The sequence below is a fragment of the Allorhizobium sonneratiae genome, assembly GCF_023700755.1.
Taxonomy (GTDB): domain Bacteria; phylum Pseudomonadota; class Alphaproteobacteria; order Rhizobiales; family Rhizobiaceae; genus Allorhizobium; species Allorhizobium sonneratiae.
Genome location: NZ_JAMKOJ010000009.1, coordinates 33,478 through 55,217, shown reverse-complemented (window position 1 = coordinate 55,217; position 21,740 = coordinate 33,478). Strand labels below are relative to the sequence as shown.

At 57.8% G+C, this 21,740-nt stretch carries 20 protein-coding genes and 1 pseudogene; 8 read left to right on the top strand and 13 right to left on the bottom strand.

Annotation, left to right across the window (positions count from 1 at the left end; genetic code table 11):
- Window positions 1–97: 97 nt before the first annotated feature.
- On the bottom strand, window positions 98–1,609 hold the full coding sequence (gene hisS / locus NAC44_RS16105) for a histidine--tRNA ligase (RefSeq protein WP_250942444.1): 1,512 nt from the start codon (window positions 1,607–1,609) through the stop codon (window positions 98–100).
- Window positions 1,610–1,734: 125 nt separating this feature from the next.
- On the opposite strand from hisS, the gene relB reads away from it, so the two are divergent.
- The 5 genes from relB (at window position 1,735) to NAC44_RS16080 (ending at window position 5,395) form a co-directional block, all read left to right on the top strand.
- On the top strand, window positions 1,735–1,959 hold the full coding sequence (gene relB, locus NAC44_RS16100) for a type II toxin-antitoxin system RelB family antitoxin (protein WP_250942442.1): 225 nt from the start codon (window positions 1,735–1,737) through the stop codon (window positions 1,957–1,959).
- A complete protein-coding gene (locus tag NAC44_RS16095; protein ID WP_250942440.1) occupies window positions 1,943–2,212 on the top strand; it encodes a type II toxin-antitoxin system RelE family toxin in 270 nt (89 codons plus the stop codon). Before relB ends, NAC44_RS16095 begins: the two co-directional genes overlap by 17 nt.
- Complete coding sequence (locus tag NAC44_RS16090; RefSeq protein ID WP_250942438.1) at window positions 2,213–2,995, top strand: hypothetical protein; 783 nt, start codon at window positions 2,213–2,215, stop codon at window positions 2,993–2,995.
- A gap of 41 nt (window positions 2,996–3,036) precedes the next feature.
- Window positions 3,037–4,140, top strand: a complete 1,104-nt coding sequence (locus NAC44_RS16085) for a glycosyltransferase family 4 protein (RefSeq protein WP_250942436.1) — start codon at window positions 3,037–3,039, stop codon at window positions 4,138–4,140.
- Window positions 4,141–4,927: 787 nt separating this feature from the next.
- A complete protein-coding gene (locus tag NAC44_RS16080; RefSeq protein ID WP_250942434.1) occupies window positions 4,928–5,395 on the top strand; it encodes a hypothetical protein in 468 nt (155 codons plus the stop codon).
- Between the two features lie 111 nt (window positions 5,396–5,506).
- On the opposite strand, the gene NAC44_RS16075 is transcribed toward NAC44_RS16080, so the two are convergent.
- The 5 genes from NAC44_RS16075 to NAC44_RS16055 all read right to left on the bottom strand — a co-directional run bounded on the left by NAC44_RS16075 (window position 5,507) and on the right by NAC44_RS16055 (window position 10,810).
- Window positions 5,507–6,244 (bottom strand): ribonuclease activity regulator RraA, encoded by a 738-nt coding sequence (locus NAC44_RS16075; RefSeq protein WP_250942432.1) that lies wholly within the window; start codon window positions 6,242–6,244, stop codon window positions 5,507–5,509.
- A 14-nt stretch (window positions 6,245–6,258) separates the two neighbouring features.
- Window positions 6,259–7,989: an L-arabinonate dehydratase gene (araD, locus tag NAC44_RS16070; RefSeq protein WP_250942430.1), complete on the bottom strand. Its 1,731-nt coding sequence runs from the start codon at window positions 7,987–7,989 to the stop codon at window positions 6,259–6,261.
- Window positions 7,990–8,023: 34 nt separating this feature from the next.
- Window positions 8,024–8,872: an ABC transporter permease gene (locus tag NAC44_RS16065; RefSeq protein ID WP_420839969.1), complete on the bottom strand. Its 849-nt coding sequence runs from the start codon at window positions 8,870–8,872 to the stop codon at window positions 8,024–8,026.
- Between the two features lie 26 nt (window positions 8,873–8,898).
- Window positions 8,899–9,708: an ABC transporter ATP-binding protein gene (locus NAC44_RS16060; RefSeq protein WP_250942648.1), complete on the bottom strand. Its 810-nt coding sequence runs from the start codon at window positions 9,706–9,708 to the stop codon at window positions 8,899–8,901.
- Between the two features lie 94 nt (window positions 9,709–9,802).
- Window positions 9,803–10,810, bottom strand: a complete 1,008-nt coding sequence (locus tag NAC44_RS16055) for an ABC transporter substrate-binding protein (protein WP_250942426.1) — start codon at window positions 10,808–10,810, stop codon at window positions 9,803–9,805.
- Between the two features lie 392 nt (window positions 10,811–11,202).
- On the opposite strand from NAC44_RS16055, the gene NAC44_RS16050 reads away from it, so the two are divergent.
- Entirely contained in the window at window positions 11,203–11,892 is a 690-nt protein-coding gene (locus tag NAC44_RS16050; protein WP_250942424.1) for a GntR family transcriptional regulator, read from the top strand.
- An 86-nt stretch (window positions 11,893–11,978) separates the two neighbouring features.
- Here the strand turns inward: NAC44_RS16050 and cyoD are convergent, their stop codons facing one another.
- From cyoD to cyoA, 4 genes are read right to left on the bottom strand one after another with little or no spacing between them, the layout of a single operon-like run.
- The gene (gene cyoD, locus NAC44_RS16045; protein ID WP_250942421.1) at window positions 11,979–12,371 is read right to left on the bottom strand and encodes a cytochrome o ubiquinol oxidase subunit IV; all 393 of its coding nucleotides are present in this window, start codon (window positions 12,369–12,371) and stop codon (window positions 11,979–11,981) included.
- On the bottom strand, window positions 12,368–13,039 hold the full coding sequence (locus NAC44_RS16040; protein ID WP_250942419.1) for a cytochrome (ubi)quinol oxidase subunit III: 672 nt from the start codon (window positions 13,037–13,039) through the stop codon (window positions 12,368–12,370). Before NAC44_RS16040 ends, cyoD begins: the two co-directional genes overlap by 4 nt.
- Window positions 13,036–15,036, bottom strand: a complete 2,001-nt coding sequence (cyoB, locus tag NAC44_RS16035) for a cytochrome o ubiquinol oxidase subunit I (protein WP_250942416.1) — start codon at window positions 15,034–15,036, stop codon at window positions 13,036–13,038. Before cyoB ends, NAC44_RS16040 begins: the two co-directional genes overlap by 4 nt.
- Window position 15,037: 1 nt before the next feature.
- Window positions 15,038–16,087 (bottom strand): ubiquinol oxidase subunit II, encoded by a 1,050-nt coding sequence (gene cyoA / locus NAC44_RS16030; RefSeq protein WP_250942413.1) that lies wholly within the window; start codon window positions 16,085–16,087, stop codon window positions 15,038–15,040.
- 327 nt (window positions 16,088–16,414) lie between these two features.
- Between cyoA and NAC44_RS16025 the strand changes: the two are divergent.
- A pseudogene (locus NAC44_RS16025) lies at window positions 16,415–16,498 on the top strand (invasion associated locus B family protein); the annotation flags it as partial.
- Between the two features lie 37 nt (window positions 16,499–16,535).
- Here NAC44_RS16025 and NAC44_RS16020 read toward each other — a convergent pair.
- From NAC44_RS16020 to NAC44_RS16010, 3 genes are read right to left on the bottom strand one after another with little or no spacing between them, the layout of a single operon-like run.
- A complete protein-coding gene (locus NAC44_RS16020; protein WP_250942411.1) occupies window positions 16,536–17,942 on the bottom strand; it encodes a M20/M25/M40 family metallo-hydrolase in 1,407 nt (468 codons plus the stop codon).
- Window positions 17,943–17,946: 4 nt separating this feature from the next.
- Complete coding sequence (locus NAC44_RS16015; protein ID WP_250942409.1) at window positions 17,947–19,119, bottom strand: PLP-dependent transferase; 1,173 nt, start codon at window positions 19,117–19,119, stop codon at window positions 17,947–17,949.
- On the bottom strand, window positions 19,116–19,802 hold the full coding sequence (locus tag NAC44_RS16010) for a FadR/GntR family transcriptional regulator (protein WP_250942646.1): 687 nt from the start codon (window positions 19,800–19,802) through the stop codon (window positions 19,116–19,118). The genes NAC44_RS16015 and NAC44_RS16010 overlap by 4 nt, the downstream gene beginning before the upstream one ends.
- 261 nt (window positions 19,803–20,063) lie before the next feature.
- On the opposite strand from NAC44_RS16010, the gene NAC44_RS16005 reads away from it, so the two are divergent.
- A complete protein-coding gene (locus tag NAC44_RS16005) occupies window positions 20,064–21,689 on the top strand; it encodes an ABC transporter substrate-binding protein (RefSeq protein ID WP_250942406.1) in 1,626 nt (541 codons plus the stop codon).
- Window positions 21,690–21,740 lie beyond the last annotated feature (51 nt).

Sequence of the window (21,740 nt, the reverse complement as noted above, 5' to 3'; positions counted from 1 at the left end):
AAAGCTCATTAAAGGTCATGGCGTTTTCATCTCGTTCCACTGCTGCACGGGAATGGGAGCGCTCTCTTCCATGCTCTTATCCCTCTGATGATGCGCGTCAGCCGCGCCGCCGATCCTCGGCCTGCGCTGCCAGTATCTCCTTGACCTTGGCGACCAGCTCTTCTTCCGGCACCACGACCTGTGCCACGCGGGCCTCACGCCATTCGGTGTTATCGGTGATTTCATCGGACAGACGCTTGCCTTCGATCAGATCCTTGATCTGCACCACGCCCTGTTCGCGCTCATCGCCGCCCTGAATGATGGCGATGGGCGAACCGCGACGATCGGCATATTTCAGCTGATTGCCGAATTTCTTCCAGTTGCCCTGATACATCTCGGCGCGAATGCCCTCGGCCCGGAGCGCCTGGGTAAAGCGCTGATAGTGGCCCATCGCCCCGACATCACCATCCATGACGGTGACGAGAACCGGCGCAATCACCGCGTCCTGACCTAGTTTGCCAAGGTTTTTCAGTGCTGTCATCAGGCGCGAGACGCCGATGGAAAAACCGGTGGCCGGAACCGGCTGGCCCATGAAACGGGAGACGAGGCCATCATAACGCCCACCGCCGCCGACAGAACCGAACACCACCTTTTCGCCCTTTTCGTTGGTGACGTCGTAGGTGAGTTCGGCCTCATAGACGGGGCCGGTGTAGTATTCGAGACCTCGGACAACGGAGGGATCGATTTTGATGCGGTCGGGACCGTATCCTGCGCCAGAAACCAAAGCGCCAATTGTGTTCAGCTCTTCGACGCCTTCTGCGCCTCTTGCTGCACCGGAAACAAGGCTGGCGAGATCGGCGGCACTTGCCGCATAGTCTTGAATACTGACAAAGAAGAGCACTTTTTCAATCTGCTCTTCATTCAGTCCCGCCCCCTTGGTGAAATCACCGCTCTCATCCTTGCGGCCTTCGCCCAGCAGCAGCTTCACCCCTTCCGGGCCGAACTTATCCAGCTTATCAATGGCCCGCAGCACATTCAGCCGCCGTGCCGCATTTTCGTCGCCGCCCAGCCCGATGGCTTCCATCACGCCATCCAGAACCTTGCGGTTGTTGACCCGGATCACGTAATCGCCGCGCTTGATGCCAAGGGCTTCCAGCGTATCGGCCATCATCATGCACATTTCGGCATCGGCCTGCACGCCGGGCGCACCAACGCTATCGGCATCGAACTGCATGAACTGACGAAAACGGCCCGGACCGGGCTTTTCATTGCGAAACACATAGCCGGCGCGATAGGTGCGATAGGGCAGCTGGATCTCGTTGAAATTTTCCGCGACATGGCGGGCAAGCGGCGCGGTGAGATCGTAGCGCAGGCTCATCCACTGCTCGTCATCGTCCTGCAGAGAAAACACGCCTTCATTCGGGCGGTCGCTGTCGGGCAGGAATTTGCCGAGTGTATCGGTATATTCAAACAGCGGCGTCTCGACGGGATCGAAACCGTAACGCTCGTAAACCTCGCGGATTTTCGCCGTCATCTCATTGACGGCGCGGATGTCATGAGCCTCGCGATCCACGAAACCGCGCGGCAGGCGGGCTTTGAGTTTCTGTGGCTTCTTCGTCTTCTCGCTCATGATCGGCACCGGATTTGCTTGAAAATAATCACGGGTTCTCTTAGTGGATCGCGCCTTCTGCGGCAAGGCCGAAGGCTGGTCTGCGGTGTCGCTTGATGCTATGCTGCATCCAAAGGGTCTGAAACATGAATAAAGTCACGCTCAATCTTCCGGAAAAATTGCACCTTCTGCTGCGCAACCGTGCTGATGCGGCAGGAATGCGGTTCGATGCCTATCTTCTGGACCTGATCGAACAGCATCTGGACGATATGACCGATCTTGCGGCTGCCGAGGCTGCATTGGGGCGGTTGAATAAGGGCGAGGACAAGGTGCTCACCGCAGAGGAATTCTGGCGTGGCCTGGACGATTGAGTATTTGCAATCCGTTCAGAAAACAGTTCGCAAACTCGATCCCCAAACAAGACAAAGATTGCGTGATTTTCTGGAGAACCGACTGCTGGTTGCCGAAGATCCAAGACGGCTTGGCAAGGCTCTGAAAGGCGCGAGCTTCGGTCATTACTGGCGTTACCGTGTCGGCGACTACCGGATCATTTGTGACATACAGGATCACAAGCTCGTGGTTCTGGTTGTCGATATCGGTCATCGCAGTAGTGTTTATGAATAAATGATCCTCGAAGCTTTGAATTATGCCGCCACCTGGCGGGTGACGGCGAAAGACCACCGTCCCTTTATCCGCTATTCGATCAATCTCTGGTCGCGGGGGCGCCGTTGCGCCGCCGATTGGGCCGAGCATGAGGCAAACACGAAACGGGCCATCCTCTCCGTCGCATCCACCTGTCCAACCCGGCGCACGGCGGTGGTGCTGGGCTCGGGCCTGTTGCGCGATGTGCCGATCCTCGAACTCGCGCGGGCTTTCGATACGGTGGTGCTGATCGATCTGGTGCATGTCGCCTCAGTGCGCAGCTGGCTTGCGGCCAAGGGGCTGAAGACTGTCAAGCTGATCGAGCGCGATCTGTCCGGCTATACGGCGCTCAAGACAGGGGAAACCCCGGAGCCGCTGGAATTTTTGCGTCGGGTGCCGTTTCTCGATCTTGTCGTGTCAGTCAATCTTCTGTCGCAGATTGGCCGCGGGGTGGAGCGGCGCATGGCTGCGGATGGGGCGGGGGCCGTGCCGCCAGATGCCGTTTCCCGCCTGATCCGGGCGCATGTATCGGGGCTTGCGCAGGTGGCGGCCAAGGTCTGTCTGGTGACGGATACGCGCTATGAGGTGATCGACCGGAACGAATACAGCCATGAGACCGTCGATCTGATGGCGGGCGTGGCGTTGCCGGATGCCTTTGGCGTGTGGAACTGGCCGGTGGCGCCATTGGGTGAGGAAAGCCGGGATTATCGCATCATGCATCATGTGCAGGCCATGGCAGGGCCGGGGCAAGGCTGGCTGCCGTAAATCACTCTTCAGTGATTCCCTTTGCGGCGAGGCCTGATTGAATGCGCATTCTGTTTATTGATACGGTGGGCAAGAATTACGACCCGCAAACGCCGTTGAAACAGCCCATGGGCGGCACCCAGTCTGCCGGGGCCTATCTGGCCGGGGCTCTGGCGCGTCGCGGGGTCGAGGTGGCCTTCATGAACAGCGCACCTGAGGATCGGGTTGTCGATGGTGTGGCCATCCTTGCCAATGACAGTATGAACGCGGATAAATTTGCCGCTTTCAATATGGTCGTGGTGCTGTCGGTGGCGGTTGGGGAGCGGTTTCGCCGCGTTGTTCCGGCGCATGTGCCAATGGTGCTCTGGTGCGAATATGATGCCGATCAGGCCGTGGTGCATCGTCTGAGCCAGCCCGATGAGCGGGCCGCCTGGAGCGCCTATGTCATGGTCAGCCATTGGCAGCTGGAAAATTACGTTCGTGCTTACGGGCTGGAGCGGGAGCGCATCCATGTGATCGAAAATGCCGTCTCGCCCGCTTTTCTGTCCGTGCCTGTACAGCCGGCCTGGTTCGAGACGGGGCAGGCGCCGACGCTGATCTACAGCAGCACGCCCTTTCGCGGGCTCGATATTCTGCTGCAGGCCTTTCCGGCGATCCGGGAGCGGGTGCCGGATGTCCAGTTGAAGGTGTTTTCCGGGCTGAAACTTTATACGCCCGATCTCAAGCCGGAGCAGGATCAGTATCACTATCTTTATGCGCTGGCCAAAGCGCTACCCGGTGTGAGCTATAGCGGGCCGGTGCCTCAGGCGGAACTGGCCCGGCAGCTTGCCGGTGTCGCGGCGCTGGCCTATCCCAGCACTTTTGCCGAAACCTCCTGCATCAGCGTGATGGAGGCCATGGTGAGCGGCGCGGATGTGATCACCACCAGCCACGGCGCTTTGCCGGAAACGCTGAATGGTTTTGGCATTTCCATTCCGTTGTCGCGCTCCATTCCCGAACTGGTGCGCGCCTATGTCGATCTGGTCAGCCAGAGGCTGATCGACACCCGAAACAATCCCGAAGCTGCCAGCGAAAGGCGAAACCGGCAAATCGCGTTCATGCGGTCGCAAAGCAACTGGGATGCGCGGGCGGAAAAATGGATTGCGCTTGCTGCGAGCCTGCGGTGAAAAGCCTGTTGAGCCATGTCGTTATCGCAAAATTATTGTGCCAGTTTGGCTTGGTGCGCTCTCACGCATTGTTCCGGCGCATTTTCCGCCGGGAAATGCGTAAAGACAAAGAGTTTGAGTGTTTCAGTGAAACATTGAAATGTTCTCAATAATTGACAAGATGGCCGAAGCAATCCGCCTCTGTCATCATTTGCGAAGCTCACTCTATCATTCTTCCTGTGGCCGCCGGATGCATTGCCTTTGCGCGGACAATGACGCGCCTGAACGGCTCAGGTGTCATGCCACTCTTTTATCCGTTTGATTAGCTTTCATAATTTTCAAAATCACCCAGGTTCAGTGTGAACCGGACGGACTCTGGATTTCTGTATGCATGTTTGTCTTGATCGGCAAAACCGGTTTCTACTCTCTTTCGCAGCAAAGGTTAAACCGTTTCCGATTTGAGGCATTTTTCTGGAAAACCGGAAAATCGACAGATTGTGTCGATCTTTTCTGCGTGGCCTGCTTTTCCGGTGTTTTGATCTCAAGTTTCTGCTTTTGTTTATAGAGAGTTTTTAGTATGTGAATCGAATTCATTTTGTTGCATGGCCTTTACAGAGGGATGACGGGTCAGGTGACGAGCGGATTTAAGACGACTTTATAAAAGAGCAGGCGAGGCGGGGAATGAGCATATCCCTGCGGCCTTTCATATTAACAGGCTGGGGGGCGAGGCCGGTTATACCGGCTAATCTCTGCTGTTTCGGCGGATGCAGGAACAGAGGTAACACGCTGTTTGGGGCGAAACGGTTGGTTGCCAGCTACATTAGGGGTGGGGGTGAATGTGCTACACAATGTGAAGCTGGCCTTGTCCAGCGAGCAGCAAACGGATGAAATAAGTTTCAAAGCCTTTGAGCTTTCCAGCTATGCCCTGACGGAAGAATGGACCAGCGATCTGGGCAATGGCGTATTGCATCTGGGGGCCAATACGGCGGATCTGCACGGGTTTAAAACCCGCGAATGCGGGCTGCTCACCATGGTGCGCTCCTATGATCCGCGCGACCGCAGCGCTATTCTCGATCTGTTTGAAAAGGCTGCAACACAGACAACATCTTTTTGTTTTGCCACCACGATTTTGCACGAAACGGCACAGAAACAGCCTGTCTTCTGTATCGGTCGATCCATGGCCATGCTGTCATCCACCACGGAGAAAGCGGTGGCCCCCTGCACGATCAAAGGCGTTTTCATCTTTCCGGTCATCGCCAGGGACCGGACTCATTGATTTTGAAAGGCTTCCACAGCCATTCGGCCTGACGTCATGCACTGACCGTCTTGTTTTACAGTTCAGTATCGTGCGCTTTATCAAACGCACGATGCTGAAGGATCTACGGCATTATGCAGTAGGCTGGTCCGGATTTGCCTCACGCCAGGCCTTGTATTTTTCGAGATAGTCATCCCTGGTGGCGGGATAGAGGCCGATGATCGCCGCGCCTGCCTTCACCTGTTCCAGCACGAAAGCCTCATAGCTTTCCATGCCGCTGCATTCCTCGGCAATCTCTTCGGCGAGATGGGCGGGAATGACCATGACACCGTCCCGGTCGCCGACCATGACATCGCCGGGAAAAACGGCGACATCGCCGCAGGAGATCGGCACGTTGATATCAATGGCTTCATGCAGGGTCAGATTGGTCGGTGCGGAGGGCCGGGCATAATAGGCGGGCATGTCGAGCGCGCCGATGCCTTCGGCATCGCGAAAACCGCCATCTGAAACGACACCTGCCGCTCCGCGCAGCGCCAGCCGGGTGATCAGGATGGAGCCTGCGGTGGCCGCGCGCGTCTCCTTGCGTGCATCCATGACCAGAACATGGCCTGCCGGGCAGGTCTCGATGGCAACCCGCTGCTTATGATCGGGATTGCGAAACACGGTGATGGGATTTCTGTCTTCACGGGCAACGATATAGCGCAGGGTGAAGGCCTGCCCCACCATGGTCTCCTTCTTTGGGCTGACAGGTACGACGCCCTGGACGAACTGGTTGCGCAGCCCGCGCTTGAAAAGCGCCGTGGCGATGGAGGCGGTGGAAATTGTCTTGTATTTGGCGCGGGTTGCGTCTGAGAGAACGTAATCGGTCATTTTAGGCCTCTGATCTAGTAAATATCGGGTTCGCCAGCGGCTTTGCCGAAGTCGCTTTGCAGGAAATCGAAGTCACAGCCCTGATCGGCCTGGGTGACATGGCGGGAGAACAGCCAGCCCCAGCCGCGCTGGAATCGGGGTTCCGGCGGCGTCCAGGCGGCCTTGCGCGCGGCAAGGTCTTCGTCATCGACCAGCATGTCGAGGCGGCGATTTGCCAGATCGAGCCGCACGATATCGCCGGTCTTCAGCAGGGCGAGCGGCCCGCCGACAAAGCTTTCGGGTGCGACATGCAGCACGCAGGCGCCATAGGATGTGCCGGACATGCGGGCGTCGGAAATGCGCAGCATATCACGATGGCCTTTTTTGATCAGCGCCTTGGGAATGGGCAGCATCCCCCATTCGGGAAAGCCCGGTCCGCCGAGCGGCCCGGCATTGCGCAGCACCAGCACATGATCGGGCGTGACATCGAGGTTTTCATCGTCGATGGCCTTCTTCATCTCCGGATAGCTGTCGAAAACCAGAGCCGGACCTTCATGAAAATGGAATTTTGGATCACAGGCGGCGGGCTTGATGACGGCTCCGTCCGGGCAGAGATTGCCGCGCAGAACGGCAAGTGAGCCTTCCTGATAGACCGGATTGGTGAGTGGCCGGATCACATCTTCATTATAGACTTGAGCGCCTTCGAGGTTTTCCCCCATGGATTTGCCCGTCACCGTCAGGGCGGAACAATCCAGCCGCTCGCGGATCTGGTGCATCAGGGCGCGAAGACCGCCAGCATAATAAAAATCCTCCATCAGATAATCCTTGCCGGAGGGGCGCACATTGGCAATCAGCGGCGTGATGCGCCCAAGGGCATCAAGATCGTCCAGGGTGAGCGGCACACCGGCACGGCGTGCAATGGCGATCAGGTGAACGACCGCATTGGTGGAGCAGCCGGTGGCCATGGCGACAATGGCGGCATTGCGCACCGCGCCTTGCGTGAGGATGCGCTCCGGCGTCAGCCCTTCCCAGACCATCTCGACAATGCGGCGACCGCAGGAAGCGGCCATGCGTTGATGGCCGGAATCGACCGCCGGAATGGAGGAGGCGCCGGGCAGGGTCAAGCCCAGCGCATCGGCAATCGCCGTCATGGTCGAGGCCGTGCCCATGGTCATGCAGGTGCCGGCAGAGCGGGCAATGCCGCCCTGAATGCCGTTCCATTCGGCGTCGTTGAGATTGCCGGCCCGCCGCTCGTCCCAGTATTTCCATGCATCCGAGCCGGAGCCGAGGATTTTACCCGCGTAATTGCCGCGGAGCATCGGCCCGGCGGGCAGATAGATCATCGGTACCCCAGCGGAAATCGCCCCCATGACGAGGCCGGGCGTGGTCTTGTCGCAGCCGCCCATCAGCACCACGCCGTCGAGTGGATGGGAGCGGATCATTTCCTCCGTCTCCATCGCCAGCATGTTGCGGTAAAGCATCGATGTCGGCTTGGTGTTGCTTTCATCGACGGAAAGCGACGGCATCTGAACCGGAAAGCCTCCGGCCTGCAACACACCGCGCTTTACATCCTTGACCCGCTCGGGAAAATGCGAATGGCAGGAATTGAGTTCCGACCATGTGTCGAGAATGCCGATCACCGGCTTGCCCTGAAAATCCTCCTCGTCATAACCAAGCTGCATCATGCGGGAGCGGTGGCCGAAACTTCTAAGGTCGTCGGGGGCAAACCAGCGGGCGGATCGCAATTGATCTTTCGTTTTTGTCATTCTTCTATTCCAGATTGGAGCCTGTAGAATCCGGCTATTCCTTCATTCCCCATTTCAGGATCGTGTGGCGTTCGATTGTCTGAAACACGAGATTTTCAACGATGAGGCCGATGACGATCACCGTCAGCAAACCGGCAAAAACGGCGGGAATATCGAGAAGGTTGCGGTTTTCAAAGATGAACCAGCCAAGCCCGCCCTGACCGGAGGACACACCGAACACCAGTTCGGCGGCAATCAGCGTGCGCCAGGCAAAAGCCCAGCCGATCTTCAGGCCCGTCAGGATCGAGGGAAAGGCCGCCGGGATCAGAATGCGCGTGACATAGGAAAAGCCGGAGAGGCCGTAATTGGCGCCGACCATGCGCAGGGTGCGCGACACGCCGAGAAAACCGGAATGGGTGTTGAGCGCCACCGCCCAGAGCACCGAATGAATGAGCACGAAGACCAGGCTGGAGGCGCCGAGCCCGAACCAGATCAGCGCCAGCGGCAGAAGCGAAATGGCCGGCAGCGGATTGAACATCGCCGTCATGGTTTCGAGAAAATCCGTGCCGATGCGGGTGTTGATCGCCAGCACCGTGAGCAACGCTGCCAGAACGGTTCCCGCACTATAGCCCATCAGCAGGATTTTCAGCGTCGTCCAGATGCGGGCAGGCAGCGTGCCATCGGCAAAGCGATCGACAAGGGTTTTCAGCGTATCCGACAGCGTTGGAAACAGCAGCGGATTGTCGAGATGGCTGGCATAGACCTGCCATAACACGGCCAGAACGAGAATGATCAGGGCTTTGCGCACTGCGCCGATGTCCCAGATCATTTCGACAGGCGAAAGCTTCTGTTCGACGGCGGCCAGATTGTCGAAACGCTGGTTTTGTGACAGTTCGGGCGCCATGATGATGTTGGGCGATGTCATGATGGTCACTCCCTGTGGCCCGGCTCGGATGAGAAGAGAAGTGTGTGAATGTCCTGTTCGAGGGCGGCGGCTGCGGCGCTGTCATGCCTGACGGCGTCCACGTCCACCACCTCGGCCTTGACCCGGCCGGGATGCGGCGACAAAAGCAGGATCCTGTTGGAAATCTTGATCGCCTCGGCAATCGAGTGGGTGACGAAAATCACGGTGAATTTTGTTTCTTCCCAAAGCTGGAGCAGCTCATCCTGCATCTGGCGCCGTGTAAGGGCGTCGAGCGCGGCAAAAGGCTCGTCCATCAGCAGAATATCCGGCTGCATCGCCATGCCGCGGGCAATCGCCACACGCTGTTTCATGCCGCCTGAAAGCGTGTGCGGATAGCTGTCGAGCGCGCGGGTGAGCTTGACCTTGTCGATATAGAGTCTGGCCAGTTCTTCCGCCTGCTTTTCCGGCAGCTTGCGTGCCGTGATCAGCGGAAACATCACGTTTTGCAGCACGGTTTTCCAGGGCATCAGCTGGTCGAACTCCTGAAACACCATCATCCGGTCCGGTCCGGGCTTTGCCACCTGACGGCCGTTGATGGTGATCGAGCCGCTGACCGGCTTCATATAGCCGCCAACCGCCCGCAACAGGGTGGATTTGCCGCAGCCGGACGGTCCGAGCAGCACGAAGCGGTCCGATTTGCGCACGTTGAAGCTGACATTTTCCGTGGCGGTGATGAGAAGACCCGGCGTCTTGTATCGCAATGTGACATTGTCGACATTGAGAAGCGCGCCTTCGGCGGTTTGCCCGGGCGCCGGTCTGCCGGTCTGCTGTGACATATCGGCCGCTTGCAGCATGGCGAAATCCTTGTCTTGTCCAATGATGTCTTGTCCGATGATGAGTGCCAGCGCCTGTAACGACGCCGGCACGGGATCAATTGCCGTTGAGATAGGCCGAATCCGGCAGGTAATAATCGGTCCAGGCGGACGGCATGGATTTCAGCGTGCCGATCTTGTGCAGATGGGCGGCGAATTTCATCGTGCCTTCGGGAACGGTGCGATAGTCATCGATAAAGCCGGGTTCATTCATGATCTCCATCAGATCACTGATCGAGGTCTTGTCGCCGGAGATTTTCTTATAGGCTTCAAGTGCGCCTTTCGGGTCTTTCTTGATGAAGGCGATGGCCTGTTCCGTTGCCTCGCGGATCGCCTTGATCAGCAGCGGATTCTTTTTGGCGAAATCCGTGGTGGTGAAAAACGTCGCCTGGGTGAGGCCGCCGCCCATGATTTCGCGGGAATCGGTGACGCGATGAACCCCCTTCATCTTCAGTTCGATATATTGATAGGGCGGGGCGGAGAAATGGCTCTTCACTTCATGATGGGGATTGGCGATGGCGGCAACTGCGTCGGGATGGCCGAGCTGCACGGTATTGGCGTCGAATTTGTGGATCTGGCTGTCGCCGAACATTTTCGCCGCCGCCATTTGCAGCAGGATCGCCTGGGTGGAGACGCCGACGGTCGGAACCGCGATCTTGTCGCTCGGGGTAATGTCCTTCAGGGAATGAATGCGTGGGTCGTTCGAGACCATGATGACCGGCTGGGCCGAACTGGTGATGATGCCTTTGACGCGTCCGCGGGTCCTGTCCCACAAAAGCAGAAGATTGCCGGTCCCGGTGTTGACGACATCGACATTGCCGGCCAGCAGCGCATCCGTCTGGGCGCCGCCGCCGTTGAAGGTGCGCCAGTCGACGGTGAGGCCTTTGACGCCGAGCTTTTCCGCATCCTTTTCAATCAGCTTCTGTGTCTCCATCACGTGGCTGGCAAGGTAGAGAATGCCGGGCTGGCGGGTGATGGAGATCGTGGTTTTCTCTTGCGCCATGGCTGGCAGACCAAAGGCGAGCACAGCGGCAAAAACGGCGAGGCCGCGGGTGAGATTGATCATTGTTTCCTCCTCTGGAGCTTGTCCGGGTAAGGGGGAAGCGGGTTTCCCAGGACAAGCGACGACACATGAATCCCGGTCTTTCCGACAGAGCCGGACCCGGATTCAATGCACACCTCCTCGTGTGCTGCCGCATTAATGCACTAAAACATCAGTGCATCAACCCTTAAAATACGCAGGAGAGCATTTCAATGTTTGAAGGAAACACGCAAATGCTCACAGACTTTGTTCTGATGCATTTGCGGAGGGAAAACCGTTTCACACTTATCCCTCCGCAAATGCGTAAAAAGAAATCGTGAGAGCCTTCTGCCGCAGCTCTTGTGTGAAGGCAGGGATGAAGCAAGGAAGGGGACGTGTTACAGCGTCCTTGCTGCACTGTAGAAAGGAAATGCGACATGCCTGAAAAAACCGCTCTTCTCACGCTTGACCGATCGCGGCAGGTGGCGGTGCAGATCTATGAAATCCTGAAGGAGCGAATTCTGGGTGTGGTGCTGGTTCCGGGCACGGCATTGTCACGCGCGAACCTGCAGGAAGAGTTTGGCGTCAGCCAGACACCGGTTCGCGATGCCCTGCTGCGGCTGCAGGAAGAGGGTCTCGTCGATATTTTTCCCCAATATGCCACGCGGGTATCGCGCATCGATGCCAATCATGCGCGACAGGCGCAGTTTCTGCGTTTGTCCGTCGAACTGGAGGCGATCCGGCGGCTTGCCCAAGAAGCGCCGCTGGAGACGGCGGAGGCCATGGAAAGGGTTCTCAAACAACAGGAGGCGGTGGCCGAAACCAGCACCTTCAGCCAGTTCGACAGTCTGGATCGCGAATTTCACCGTGTCCTTTACGAGATGAGCGGCAATCCACTGTTATGGAAGGTGATCCGCGCCCAGAGCGTTCATCTCGACCGGCTGCGGCGTCTCAACCTGCCCATGCCCGGCAAGATGGCCTCGCTTCTCGATGAGCATCGCAGGATTGTGAGCGCTTTGCGCGATGGTGACAGTCTGCGCACGGCAGAGGCGCTCAGACACCATCTTTCCGGCACGCTCTCGATTATTGATCTCATCCGGGAAAAATATCCGGATTTCGTCAAATAGAGCAATTCAAGCAATAGAGCTTGTCAACGGTTCACGGAAAAGGAGAACGTCGTGCATCGCGGCAGACGGCTGCGATGTCCGGCCTCTCATGGCCGCTGCCAGGGCGGCATCATATTGGTGTTGAGGTGATGCATGATCCAGATCGATCCGCCCATCAACAGCACCACGATCAGCACGCCGAAGGCGAGCGCAAGGGCATTGTTGGTGTTGTCCGGGCCTGTTGTGAGGTGGAGAAAGAACACCAGATGCACGCCGATCTGGCCAATGGCGAGGGCGAGAAGAGCGGCGGGAATAGCCGGTTCCCAGATGCCCGCGCTGCCGTTTGAGACAAGAAAAGACAGCGCGGTCAGTACAGCGGCCAGAACAAGGCCGATGACATAGCTCGACAGCCCCTGGGTCACCTTGTTCCCACTGCCGGATTGCTGGCCCGGAGCGCGATCTCCGGATTCGCCTTTCTGGATTTCGGATTGTTTGCTCATGGTGCGATGCTCATCAGGTAAACGATTGAGAAAATGGCCACCCAGACGATGTCGAGGGCATGCCAGAAGAGATTGAGGCACATGATCCGCCGCTTGACATTGTCGCGGAAGCCTTTGACCTGCACTTGCGCCATCATCGTGCCGATCCACAGAAGGCCAAGCGTGATATGCAGGCCATGACAACCGACAAGCGCGAAGAAGGATGTCAGAAAGGCGCTCCGTTCCGGCCCGGCACCCTTCGAGATCATGTCGGTAAATTCCCGGACCTCGAGAAAGAGGAAGATGGCGCCGAGAATGGCGGTGACCAGAAAGGCAGCCTGAAAGCCGAGCTTGCTGTCATGCTCGTTGGCAATACTGGCCAGACCGCAGGTGAAGCTGGAGAGCAGAAGAACCGCTGTTTCGATGGCCAGGGATTGTCTGTCGAACAGGTCGCCCGGCCCCGGTCCGCCAGCGGTTTGATGCACCAGCACGCTATGGGCGGCGAAGAAGGCGGCAAACATGATGATGTCGCTCAACAGGAAAATCCAGAAGCCGTAACCGACGACGATCCGTTTGGAGGCGGGGCCGGCATCGCCATGGCCGGTGGCGCTGCTTTCATGACCGCTGCCGTGATTGCTTCGGCCCAGTTGATAGGGGTCATGGGCTTTTGCGACAGGCTGAGTGCTCATGCGACCGTCTCCGTTTTTGCGTGCTGAAAGCTCCGGCGGGCCTTTGCCTCGGTTTTTCTGATCTCCTCCAGGCTGATTTCCTCTTCCTGCCTGTCTCGCCAGGCAAAGACGACAAAGGTTACATAGGAACCGACAAAGGCAAGGATGGCGAGCCACCAGATGTGCCAGATCAGGCTGAAACCCATGACGGTGGCAAAAAATCCGCAGACGACCCCGGTTGGCGTATTTCTCGGCATTTCAATCGGGTGATAGGGCTTGTTTTCGCTGTCTTCAGCTGCGGTCAATCCATCGATCTGCTTCATGTCCCAATAGGGTTCCCGGCCTTTGACATCAGGCAGAAGGGCGAAATTATAGACGGGGGGCGGCGAGGGGGTCGACCATTCGAGCGAGCGTCCATCCCACGGATCGCCGGTATGGTCGGTGAGGCGTTTGCGGTTGCGGATGCTGACAATGAGTTGAGTGGCCTGCGCCACTGCGCTGGCAAAGAGCAGGACGATGCCGCAGCCGGCCACCAGAACCATCGGATACCAGGCGGGATCGTCGAAATGCTGCATTCGCCGTGTCATCCCATCCAGACCCAGAACATAAAGCGGCATAAAGGTGACGTAAAAGCCTGCCAGTCCCAGCCAGAAAGCCAGCTTTCCCCACCATTCGTCGAGCTGAAAGCCGAAGGCCTTGGGAAACCAGAAGGTGATACCGGCAAAACCGCCAAACACGGTGCCAGCGATGATGACATTGTGAAAATGAGCGACGAGAAACAGGCTGTTGTGCAGAATGAAATCGGCCGGCGGCACGGACAGCAGCACGCCACTCATGCCGCCGATGACGAAGGTGACGAGAAAGCCGATGGACCACAGCATGGGTGAGGTAAAGCGCACGCTGCCGCCATAGATCGTGAACATCCAATTGAAGATTTTCACGCCGGTCCCCACGGCAATGATGCTGGTGGCAATGCCGAAGGCTGCGTTGACATCACCGCCGGAACCCATGGTGAAAAAGTGATGCAGCCAGACCATGAAGGACATGATGCAGATGAACAGCGTGGCGACGACCATCGAGCGGTAGCCGAAGAGCGGCTTGCCGGAAAAGGTCGAAATCACCTCAGAAAAAACCCCGAAGGCTGGCAGGACCAGGATATAGACCTCGGGATGGCCCCAGGCCCAGATGAGGTTGACGAACATCATCATATTGCCGCCGGCATCATTGGTGAAGAAATGAAAGCCCAGATAGCGGTCGAGGGTCAGCATCGCCAGCGTTGCCGTTAAAATGGGAAAGGCGGCGACGATCAAAAGATTGGTCGCCAGCGCCGTCCAGCAGAACATCGGCATGCGCAGATAGGACATGCCGGGCGCGCGGGTTTTGAGGATCGTCGTCACCAGATTGATCCCGGTCAGAAGTGTGCCGACGCCGGAAATCTGGATCGCCCAGAGGTAATAATCGACGCCGACGCCGGGAGAATATTTCAGCTCCGAAAGCGGCGGATAGGGCAGCCATCCCGTTCTGGCGAAGGACCCCACGACAAGGCTTATATTGACCAGCAGTGCACCGCTTGCCGTCAGCCAGAAGCCCACCGAATTCAGGGTGGGAAAGGCAACGTCGCGTGCGCCGATCTGCAGGGGAACGACGAAATTCATCAGGCCGATCATCAGCGGCATGGCGGCGAAGAAGATCATGATCGTGCCATGGGCGGAAAAGACCTGATTGAAATGCTCCGGCGGCAGATAGCCGGGCGCGTCATAGGCCAGCGCCTGTTGCGAGCGCATCATGATGGCATCGATAAAGCCGCGAAACAGCATGACAACCGCCAGCAGGCAATACATCACCCCGATCCGCTTGTGATCGACACTGGTGATCCACTCCTTCCACAGATAGGGCAGATAGCCGCGCACCACGACCCAGGCGATGACGCCGAGCATGATGAGCATGATGACGGAAGCGGCGACCAGCGGGATCGGCTGATCGAAAGGGATGGCGGACCAGCTCAGTTTGCCGAACATGTCATTCTCCATTTGCCGCAGAAAGGGTAGGCTCCTGATCGACGATGGTGCGGAAAAGATCGGGAGCAACCTTGCCGTAGACGAGGGGAGCCTTGATCGTCGATGGTTTCGTGAGAGCTGCAAAACCTGCCTTGTCGAGCGTTCGGGGATCGTTTCGCGCCGTGGTGAGCCAGGTATTGAAGTCGGCGGGAGAGCGGGCATCGACCTTGAAATGCATATCGGCAAAGCCCTGACCGCTGAACTGGGTCGAGCGGCCCGTGAATGTCGCCGGATGATTGGCCATGACGTTGAGATGGGTCACCATGCCGGCCATGGTCGCAATCATGCCGCCAAGCCGGGGAATGAAGAAGCTGTTCATCACCGTTGCCGATGTCAGGGAAAATCTGACGGGTCTGCCCGCCGGAATGACCAGATGATTGACCGTTGCCACACCCTCCGACGGATAGATGAACAGCCATTTCCAGTTCATCGAGACGACCTCGATCTCCAGCGGGCGTTGATCGGCCACCGGATGGGCGGGATCGAGCTGATGGCTGCCAACCCAGATGATGCCGCCAAGGAAAATGATGGCCAGCGTCGGGATCGACCAGACCAGCAGCTCGATACGGCCCGAATAGACGAAATCCGGTCGGCGCCTGGCCTGCGTGTTCGAGGCGCGAAACCACCATGCAAAGACCAGGCAGCCGATGATGGTGGGAATGACGATGGCCAGCATAATAGTGACGGCATTGAGCAGCACCACCTTGTCGCCTTCAGCACTTGGCCCTGCCGGATTGAGCACTGAAAGAGCCGAGCAGCCCGATAGAAAAAGAGGAAGGGCAAGAAGCAGGAGAGGGCGAAATCGGGCAAGGGTTGCAAGAGACAAAGGCAAGGGCGGTGGCCTGCGAATGGGCAAGCTGTCAGTGGCTATGCCAACTGCGGCCGCGCCGCCTGCGTGTCGTCTGGTGAGGACGCGGATACATTGCAGGCTGTTTGATGGTCTGGTGCGGCCTCCCCCGATAGTTTCGATCTCGGACTGGATCTTGGCCGGTTCCCTGTCCTCCATGACCATCAGTCTACCTCCTTTCAGTACGTCGGACATTTGCCTTGTGGCGCTGCCAACCTGCTGTATGAGCTGTAAAACCCGTCCCGGTTGAAGGGATTGCACAGCCGACACAGGGCACGCGCGTTTCCATCACGGCCCCTGAACAAGAGCGGCTGCGTTTTGTTCCAGAACCTTGCGTCAGTCAGAGGCACGGATGAAGCAGATGGGGTGAAACACGCTTTGACGGGCTCTGCGGCCGCGTATCACGCGGTGATGCGATTTCGTAATGCCTGACATCGGAGAGAGCATTGTTGTAAAAATTATGCAGCAGATTTAGAGCATAATCCGACCGGAGTGAAACGAGGACGATCAAGATTATGCTTCAAAAATAGATGGTTAGAGCGCCGTTCTGATTCAATCAGAACGAAGAGAGCTCTAACACACGTTACGGCTTATCATCCTCATGCCACGTGCTTTACGCTTTGATATCGCCGTCGCTCGATACCGCCTGCAAAATCCTGACCCAGGAGCGGATGCCCTTGTGAAACGAGGTGAGGTTGTATTTTTCGTTGGGCGAATGCACGCAGTCGTCGTCGAGAGAAAAGCCGACCAGCAGCGAATCCATCCCCAGCAGGGTCTGGAAATTGCCGACGATCGGGATGGAGCCGCCGCCGCCGGTGACAATTGCGGGCTTTGGCCATTCCTGCGACAAAGCCTCTTTCGCTTTGGCCAGAAGGGCGGACTCATACGGGAGCTGAATAGCCGGAGAGGCGCCTTCGGACTGGAACTCCACCCGGCAATCGACGGGCAGTTTTGAGCGCACATAGGCGCGGAAACTGTCGCGGATTGTCTGCGGGTCCTGTTTTCCAACCAGCCGGAAAGACAGTTTGGCCATGGCTTCGGCGGCAATGACGGTTTTGAACCCCTTGCCGGTATAGCCGCCCGACATGCCATTAACCTCGGCAGTCGGTCGCGCCCAGAGCAGTTCCAGAAGCGAACGGCCTTTTTCGCCTGAGGGTGTGGAGAGGCCAATATCGGCAAGAAAGGCTGACTGGCTTTTTTCCAGTTCCGCCCAGACGGTTTTGATGTCTGCTGGGGTTTCCTCCACCCCGTCGTAAAAGCCGGCCAAGGTCACCGCACCGGTTTCATCATGCAGGCCAGCGAGAATATCGCTCAGCACATGCAGCGGATTGGCAGCCACGCCGCCATAGCCACCCGAATGCAGATCCCGTGTCGCGGCCTTGATGGTGATCTCTTCGCCCACCAGACCGCGCAGACTGGCGCAGATGGAAGGTGTTTGCGCATCCCACATGCCCGTGTCGCAAACCATGGCAAAATCGGCCTTCAACTCCTGTTGATGGGCCTCCAGAAATGGCAAAAGCGACGGCGAGCCGGATTCTTCCTCGCCCTCAAACAGAATGGTCACCTTGAGCGGCAGCCCACCCCGCACCTCTTTGAACGCCCGAAGCGCCTCAAGAAAGGTCAGCAATTGTCCCTTGTCATCCGAGGTGCCGCGCCCGGTGATGATCTTGTCGCCGTTCGCGCCATCCCGAATGGCGGGATCAAACGGATCATTGTGCCAGAGGCTGAGCGGGTCCACGGGCTGAACGTCGTAATGCCCATAAAAAAGCACATGTGGGCAATCGGCTGCCTGCCCCGCATGATGCGCCACCACCATGGGATGGCCCGTTGTGTCCCGCACCGAGGCGGCAAAACCAATGCCCGTCAGATAATCCGCCAGAAACTCCGCAGCCTTGCGGCAATGGGGCGCATAGGCCGGATCGGTGGAGATGGAGGGAATGCGCACCAGCTTAAACAATGTCTCCAGACTGGATGGCAGATTGTCATCCACACGGGCCAGAATGGTTTGAAGATCGCTCATCACATCACCCCTCTTTCGCCACTGCGATGGCTTCTTGCAAATCGCTCCACAGGGCCTCGGTGCCTTCCAGCCCGATATGCAGGCGCACGGACAGCGGATCGACACCGAAGGCCTCGGCAAAGCTCGGCGGAGCCTTCTGATTGGCCACCACATCGCCGGGCACAATCAGGCTTTCATGCCCGCCCCAGCTGACGCCGAGTTTGAAGAGCTGCAAATGATCGCAGAAGGCACGGATATTGATACCCGGTTTGAAAATGAAGGAAAACAGGCCGGAAGTGCCGTAGAGACCCGGTGGCAGGGTGTTGGCCAAGGCCGGATGACAGACCTTGTCCACCACATCCAAAGCCTGCAGGCGGTGCGCGATCTCCAGTGCCGAGGCCTCATGCGCCTTCATGCGGATGGGCAATGTGCGCATGCCCCGGATCAGCAGCCACGCGTCGAAGGGTGAGAGCTTGCCGCCGAGATAAGGCAGAGTTTCATTGCGAATTTTATCAATCAGCGCTTTGGGTCCAGCCACCACGCCCGCCACCACATCGCTGTGACCGCCCAGATATTTCGAAGCCGAGTGCAAGACGAGGTCGACACCCAAAGACAGCGGCTTTTGAAACACCGGGCTTGCCCAGCTGTTGTCAATCACCGAGAGAACGCCGTGCTGGCGGGCCAAGGCCGCCAGCGCACCCACATCATGGGCATCCATCACCCAGCTTGTCGGGCTTTCCAGATAAATCAATTTTGCGCCGGGCAGCGCCTTGGCAACCGCATCCTCATCGCGACCATCGACATAGGTCACGTCAACGCGCATCCGTTTCAGCATGGTTTCAAAAAACCGGAAGGCATCGGGATAGACGTGGCGCACCGCAACGATTCGATCTCCCGGAGAGACAAAACTGAGCACGGTGGAGGAAATGGTTGCCATGCCGCTGCCAAAGCCCAGCGCATCTTCGGCCCCCTCCAGCTTTGCCAGCATCTCTTCAAAAATCCGCACGGTGGGGTTCAGTCCGCGCGAATAGACCGGGCGTACCTTCTCGCCGCGATAGGTGGCGACCATCTCGTCATAGTCGCTGAAAGTAAACAGCGAGGTCTGCACGATCGGCGGCACCACCGCATCGAAAGCATTGCCCTCATCATGCGCGGTGATCAGCGATGCCTGTTGCAGAAAATCGAACGCTTCGCTCATTTGGACATTTCCTTGATGTCTTCTTCCACTACGGCAAGAATTTTGAGGGTTTCGCAGCGGGCCGCATCACTGTCACGATCGGCAATGGCGCAGAACAGGGTCCGATGAAAGGGAAAGGACCGGCGGGCAAAATCGGGCCGGTCAAAGGGCTTGTGCCAGAAGCGCTCGAAGGCTTCACGCATCTGTTCCAGAAGCTGCTTGAACAGTGGATTATGCGTGGCGTCGTAGATGGCCAGATGGAAAGCGAGGTCCTCCCTGCCGGATGTGCCTTTGGCAAGATGAACGCGCTCCATCTCATCCAGCTTCTGCTCGATGATGCGCACGTCATCATCCGTTCGCCGCAAAGCCGCCATGGCTCCGGCCTCAACCTCAATGCCGCGGCGAACTTCCAGCGTCTGCAAAAGCGCATCGCGCAGATTTTCCGTCTCCACCCTGAGCGGCATATGCACCGTGGCAGAACTGACCGGCTGAAGCAGATAGGTGCCGCTGCCCTTGCGGCTTTCCAGCACGCCCAGCGCCTGAAAGCGACCAATCACCTCGCGCACCGTGGAACGGCCAACCCCCAGCTCATTCATCAACTGCCGTTCCGTTGGCAGCCGGTCGCCACGCTTGAGGCCAGCCTTGCCGATATAATCCATCATCGCATCGCTGACCTGCTGCACCCGGTCCAGCGGCGATAACATGGCCAGCCGCGGTTCTGCCTTCACGACGATATCGGGGGTTGTTTTCACAATAGTCCTGTCCTCTTGCCGACCGCTTGACAATTGGTCTGACATCTTAGCACTATGCCACCGCATGAGAATGTCAAGGCACGGGAACGCCGTGACAGAACCGGATGCCTCACCTTCACGCTAAGGTGAGACAATAAAAAGAAAAGATAATCCGCAAGAACGCCAATGAAGAGTGCCGCTGAGGCGCGGACACAAAACTGGGGGATTAAAGGCATGAAATTTCGTCTTCTCGGCGGAGCTATGGCTGTTTCGGTTATGGCTTTGCTCACCAGCCCGGCTGTTGCCTTTGATGGCAAGAGCGTGGCGGCACCGGATTGCAGCTATGGCGGCAAGATCAAATCCATCGTCGCTACCGACGAATACACGGTGACATTTTCCATGTGCTCACCCGATCCGGCCTTCAAGGCCAAGGCGGCTTTCGTGCCTTTCGGCATTCAGCCAGCCAAGCATATCGAAGAGCTGGGTCCGAAGAAAAAGCTGCTGGACAACCCGATTGGCACCGGCCCGTTCAAGCTGGAAAGCTGGAACCGTGGCGATTCCATCACCATGGTGCGCAATGATAATTACTGGGGCCCAAAGCCGGCCTATAAAACGCTGGTCTTCCGCTGGAACCAGTCCGGTGCCGGCCGCCTGAACGAATTGCGCGCCGGTACGGTCGATGAAATCGCCAATATCAGCCCGGATGACTTCGACAGCGTCAAGAACGATCCTGACCTGCAATTCCTGCCGCAGGAAAGCCCCAACGTCCTCTATCTCGGCATGGTCAATACGGTTAAACCCTTCGACAATGAGAAGGTGCGCCAGGCAATCGCCATGGGTATCGACCGCAAACGCATTGTCGATAATTTCTATCCCAAGGGCTCGGTCGTCGCCACGCATTTCACCCCCTGTTCGCTGCCCAATGGCTGTGCAGGCAAGGACTGGTATGGATTTGATCTCAGTGCCGCCAAAAAACTTCTGGCCGAGGCAGGCTATCCGAACGGATTCAAGACGAAGATCTATTATCGCGACGTGTTCCGCGCCTATCTGCCGGAACCGGGCGCCGTTGCTGTAGAATTCCAGACGCAGCTGAAGAAAAATCTCGGCATTGATGCCGAAGTCGTTCCCGTTGAATCCGGCAAATTCATTGCCGACACCTCGGCTGGAAAAATCGATGGCCTCTATCTGCTCGGTTGGGGTGCAGACTATCCGCATATCACCAACTTCCTCGACTATCATTTTGGCAAGACATCCAAGCTGTTCGGCACCACTTTTGCCGACATTACCGATGGTCTGACCAAGGGCGGCACCATTGCCGACACCAAGAAGGCTGAACCGATCTATGCTGCGGTCAACGATGCCATTCGTCAGCACGTGCCCATGGTGCCGATTGTCCATGGTGCTGCTGCCTATGCTGCAAGGGCAACCCTGAAAAATGCTGCTGTACGTCCCTTCGGGTCGCCGTTGTTGCAGGACGAAATTCCTGGCAAGGATACGCTGGTGTTCATGCAGAATGCCGAGCCGATCAGCCTCTATTGCGGCGATGAAACCGATGGCGAAACGCTGAATGCCTGCACGCCCATCACCGAAACGCTGCTCAATTATGCCAAGGACAGTGGGGAGATTCTGCCCGGCCTTGCCACCAGTTGCGATGCCAATGCTGACTCCACCGTGTGGACCTGCCATCTGCGCAAAGGCGTGAAATTCACCGATGGCTCGGACTTCAACGCCAATGATGTGGTGGCCTCTTGGGCAGCGGGTATCGATGCCTCCAACCCCGCCCATGTGGGCAATACTGGCTCGTTTGACTATTTCGACTCGCTCTGGGGCGGGCTGATGAACGCCAAGAAGAAGTCGTAACGGGTGTGACACCTGGGCCAGGCGGCAGCGTCTGGCCCATCGTGTCTGACG

Bases quoted from the DNA above. Each gene is read 5' to 3' on its own strand.
- relB (WP_250942442.1), top strand. From the start codon at position 1,735: ATGAATAAAGTCACGCTCAATCTTCCGGAAAAATTGCACCTTCTGCTG.
- NAC44_RS16065 (WP_420839969.1), bottom strand. From the start codon at position 8,872: ATGGCGCCCGAACTGTCACAAAACCAGCGTTTCGACAATCTGGCCGCC.
- NAC44_RS16060 (WP_250942648.1), bottom strand. From the start codon at position 9,708: ATGTCACAGCAGACCGGCAGACCGGCGCCCGGGCAAACCGCCGAAGGC.
- araD (WP_250942430.1), bottom strand. From the start codon at position 7,989: ATGACAAAAACGAAAGATCAATTGCGATCCGCCCGCTGGTTTGCCCCC.
- NAC44_RS16040 (WP_250942419.1), bottom strand. From the start codon at position 13,039: ATGAGCACTCAGCCTGTCGCAAAAGCCCATGACCCCTATCAACTGGGC.
- cyoB (WP_250942416.1), bottom strand. From the start codon at position 15,036: ATGTTCGGCAAACTGAGCTGGTCCGCCATCCCTTTCGATCAGCCGATC.
- cyoD (WP_250942421.1), bottom strand. From the start codon at position 12,371: ATGAGCAAACAATCCGAAATCCAGAAAGGCGAATCCGGAGATCGCGCT.
- cyoA (WP_250942413.1), bottom strand. From the start codon at position 16,087: ATGGTCATGGAGGACAGGGAACCGGCCAAGATCCAGTCCGAGATCGAA.
- NAC44_RS16090 (WP_250942438.1), top strand. From the start codon at position 2,213: ATGATCCTCGAAGCTTTGAATTATGCCGCCACCTGGCGGGTGACGGCG.
- NAC44_RS16055 (WP_250942426.1), bottom strand. From the start codon at position 10,810: ATGATCAATCTCACCCGCGGCCTCGCCGTTTTTGCCGCTGTGCTCGCC.
- NAC44_RS16005 (WP_250942406.1), top strand. From the start codon at position 20,064: ATGAAATTTCGTCTTCTCGGCGGAGCTATGGCTGTTTCGGTTATGGCT.
- NAC44_RS16085 (WP_250942436.1), top strand. From the start codon at position 3,037: ATGCGCATTCTGTTTATTGATACGGTGGGCAAGAATTACGACCCGCAA.
- NAC44_RS16075 (WP_250942432.1), bottom strand. From the start codon at position 6,244: ATGACCGATTACGTTCTCTCAGACGCAACCCGCGCCAAATACAAGACA.
- NAC44_RS16015 (WP_250942409.1), bottom strand. From the start codon at position 19,119: ATGAGCGAAGCGTTCGATTTTCTGCAACAGGCATCGCTGATCACCGCG.
- NAC44_RS16020 (WP_250942411.1), bottom strand. From the start codon at position 17,942: ATGAGCGATCTTCAAACCATTCTGGCCCGTGTGGATGACAATCTGCCA.
- NAC44_RS16010 (WP_250942646.1), bottom strand. From the start codon at position 19,802: ATGTTATCGCCGCTGGACCGGGTGCAGCAGGTCAGCGATGCGATGATG.
- NAC44_RS16050 (WP_250942424.1), top strand. From the start codon at position 11,203: ATGCCTGAAAAAACCGCTCTTCTCACGCTTGACCGATCGCGGCAGGTG.
- hisS (WP_250942444.1), bottom strand. From the start codon at position 1,609: ATGAGCGAGAAGACGAAGAAGCCACAGAAACTCAAAGCCCGCCTGCCG.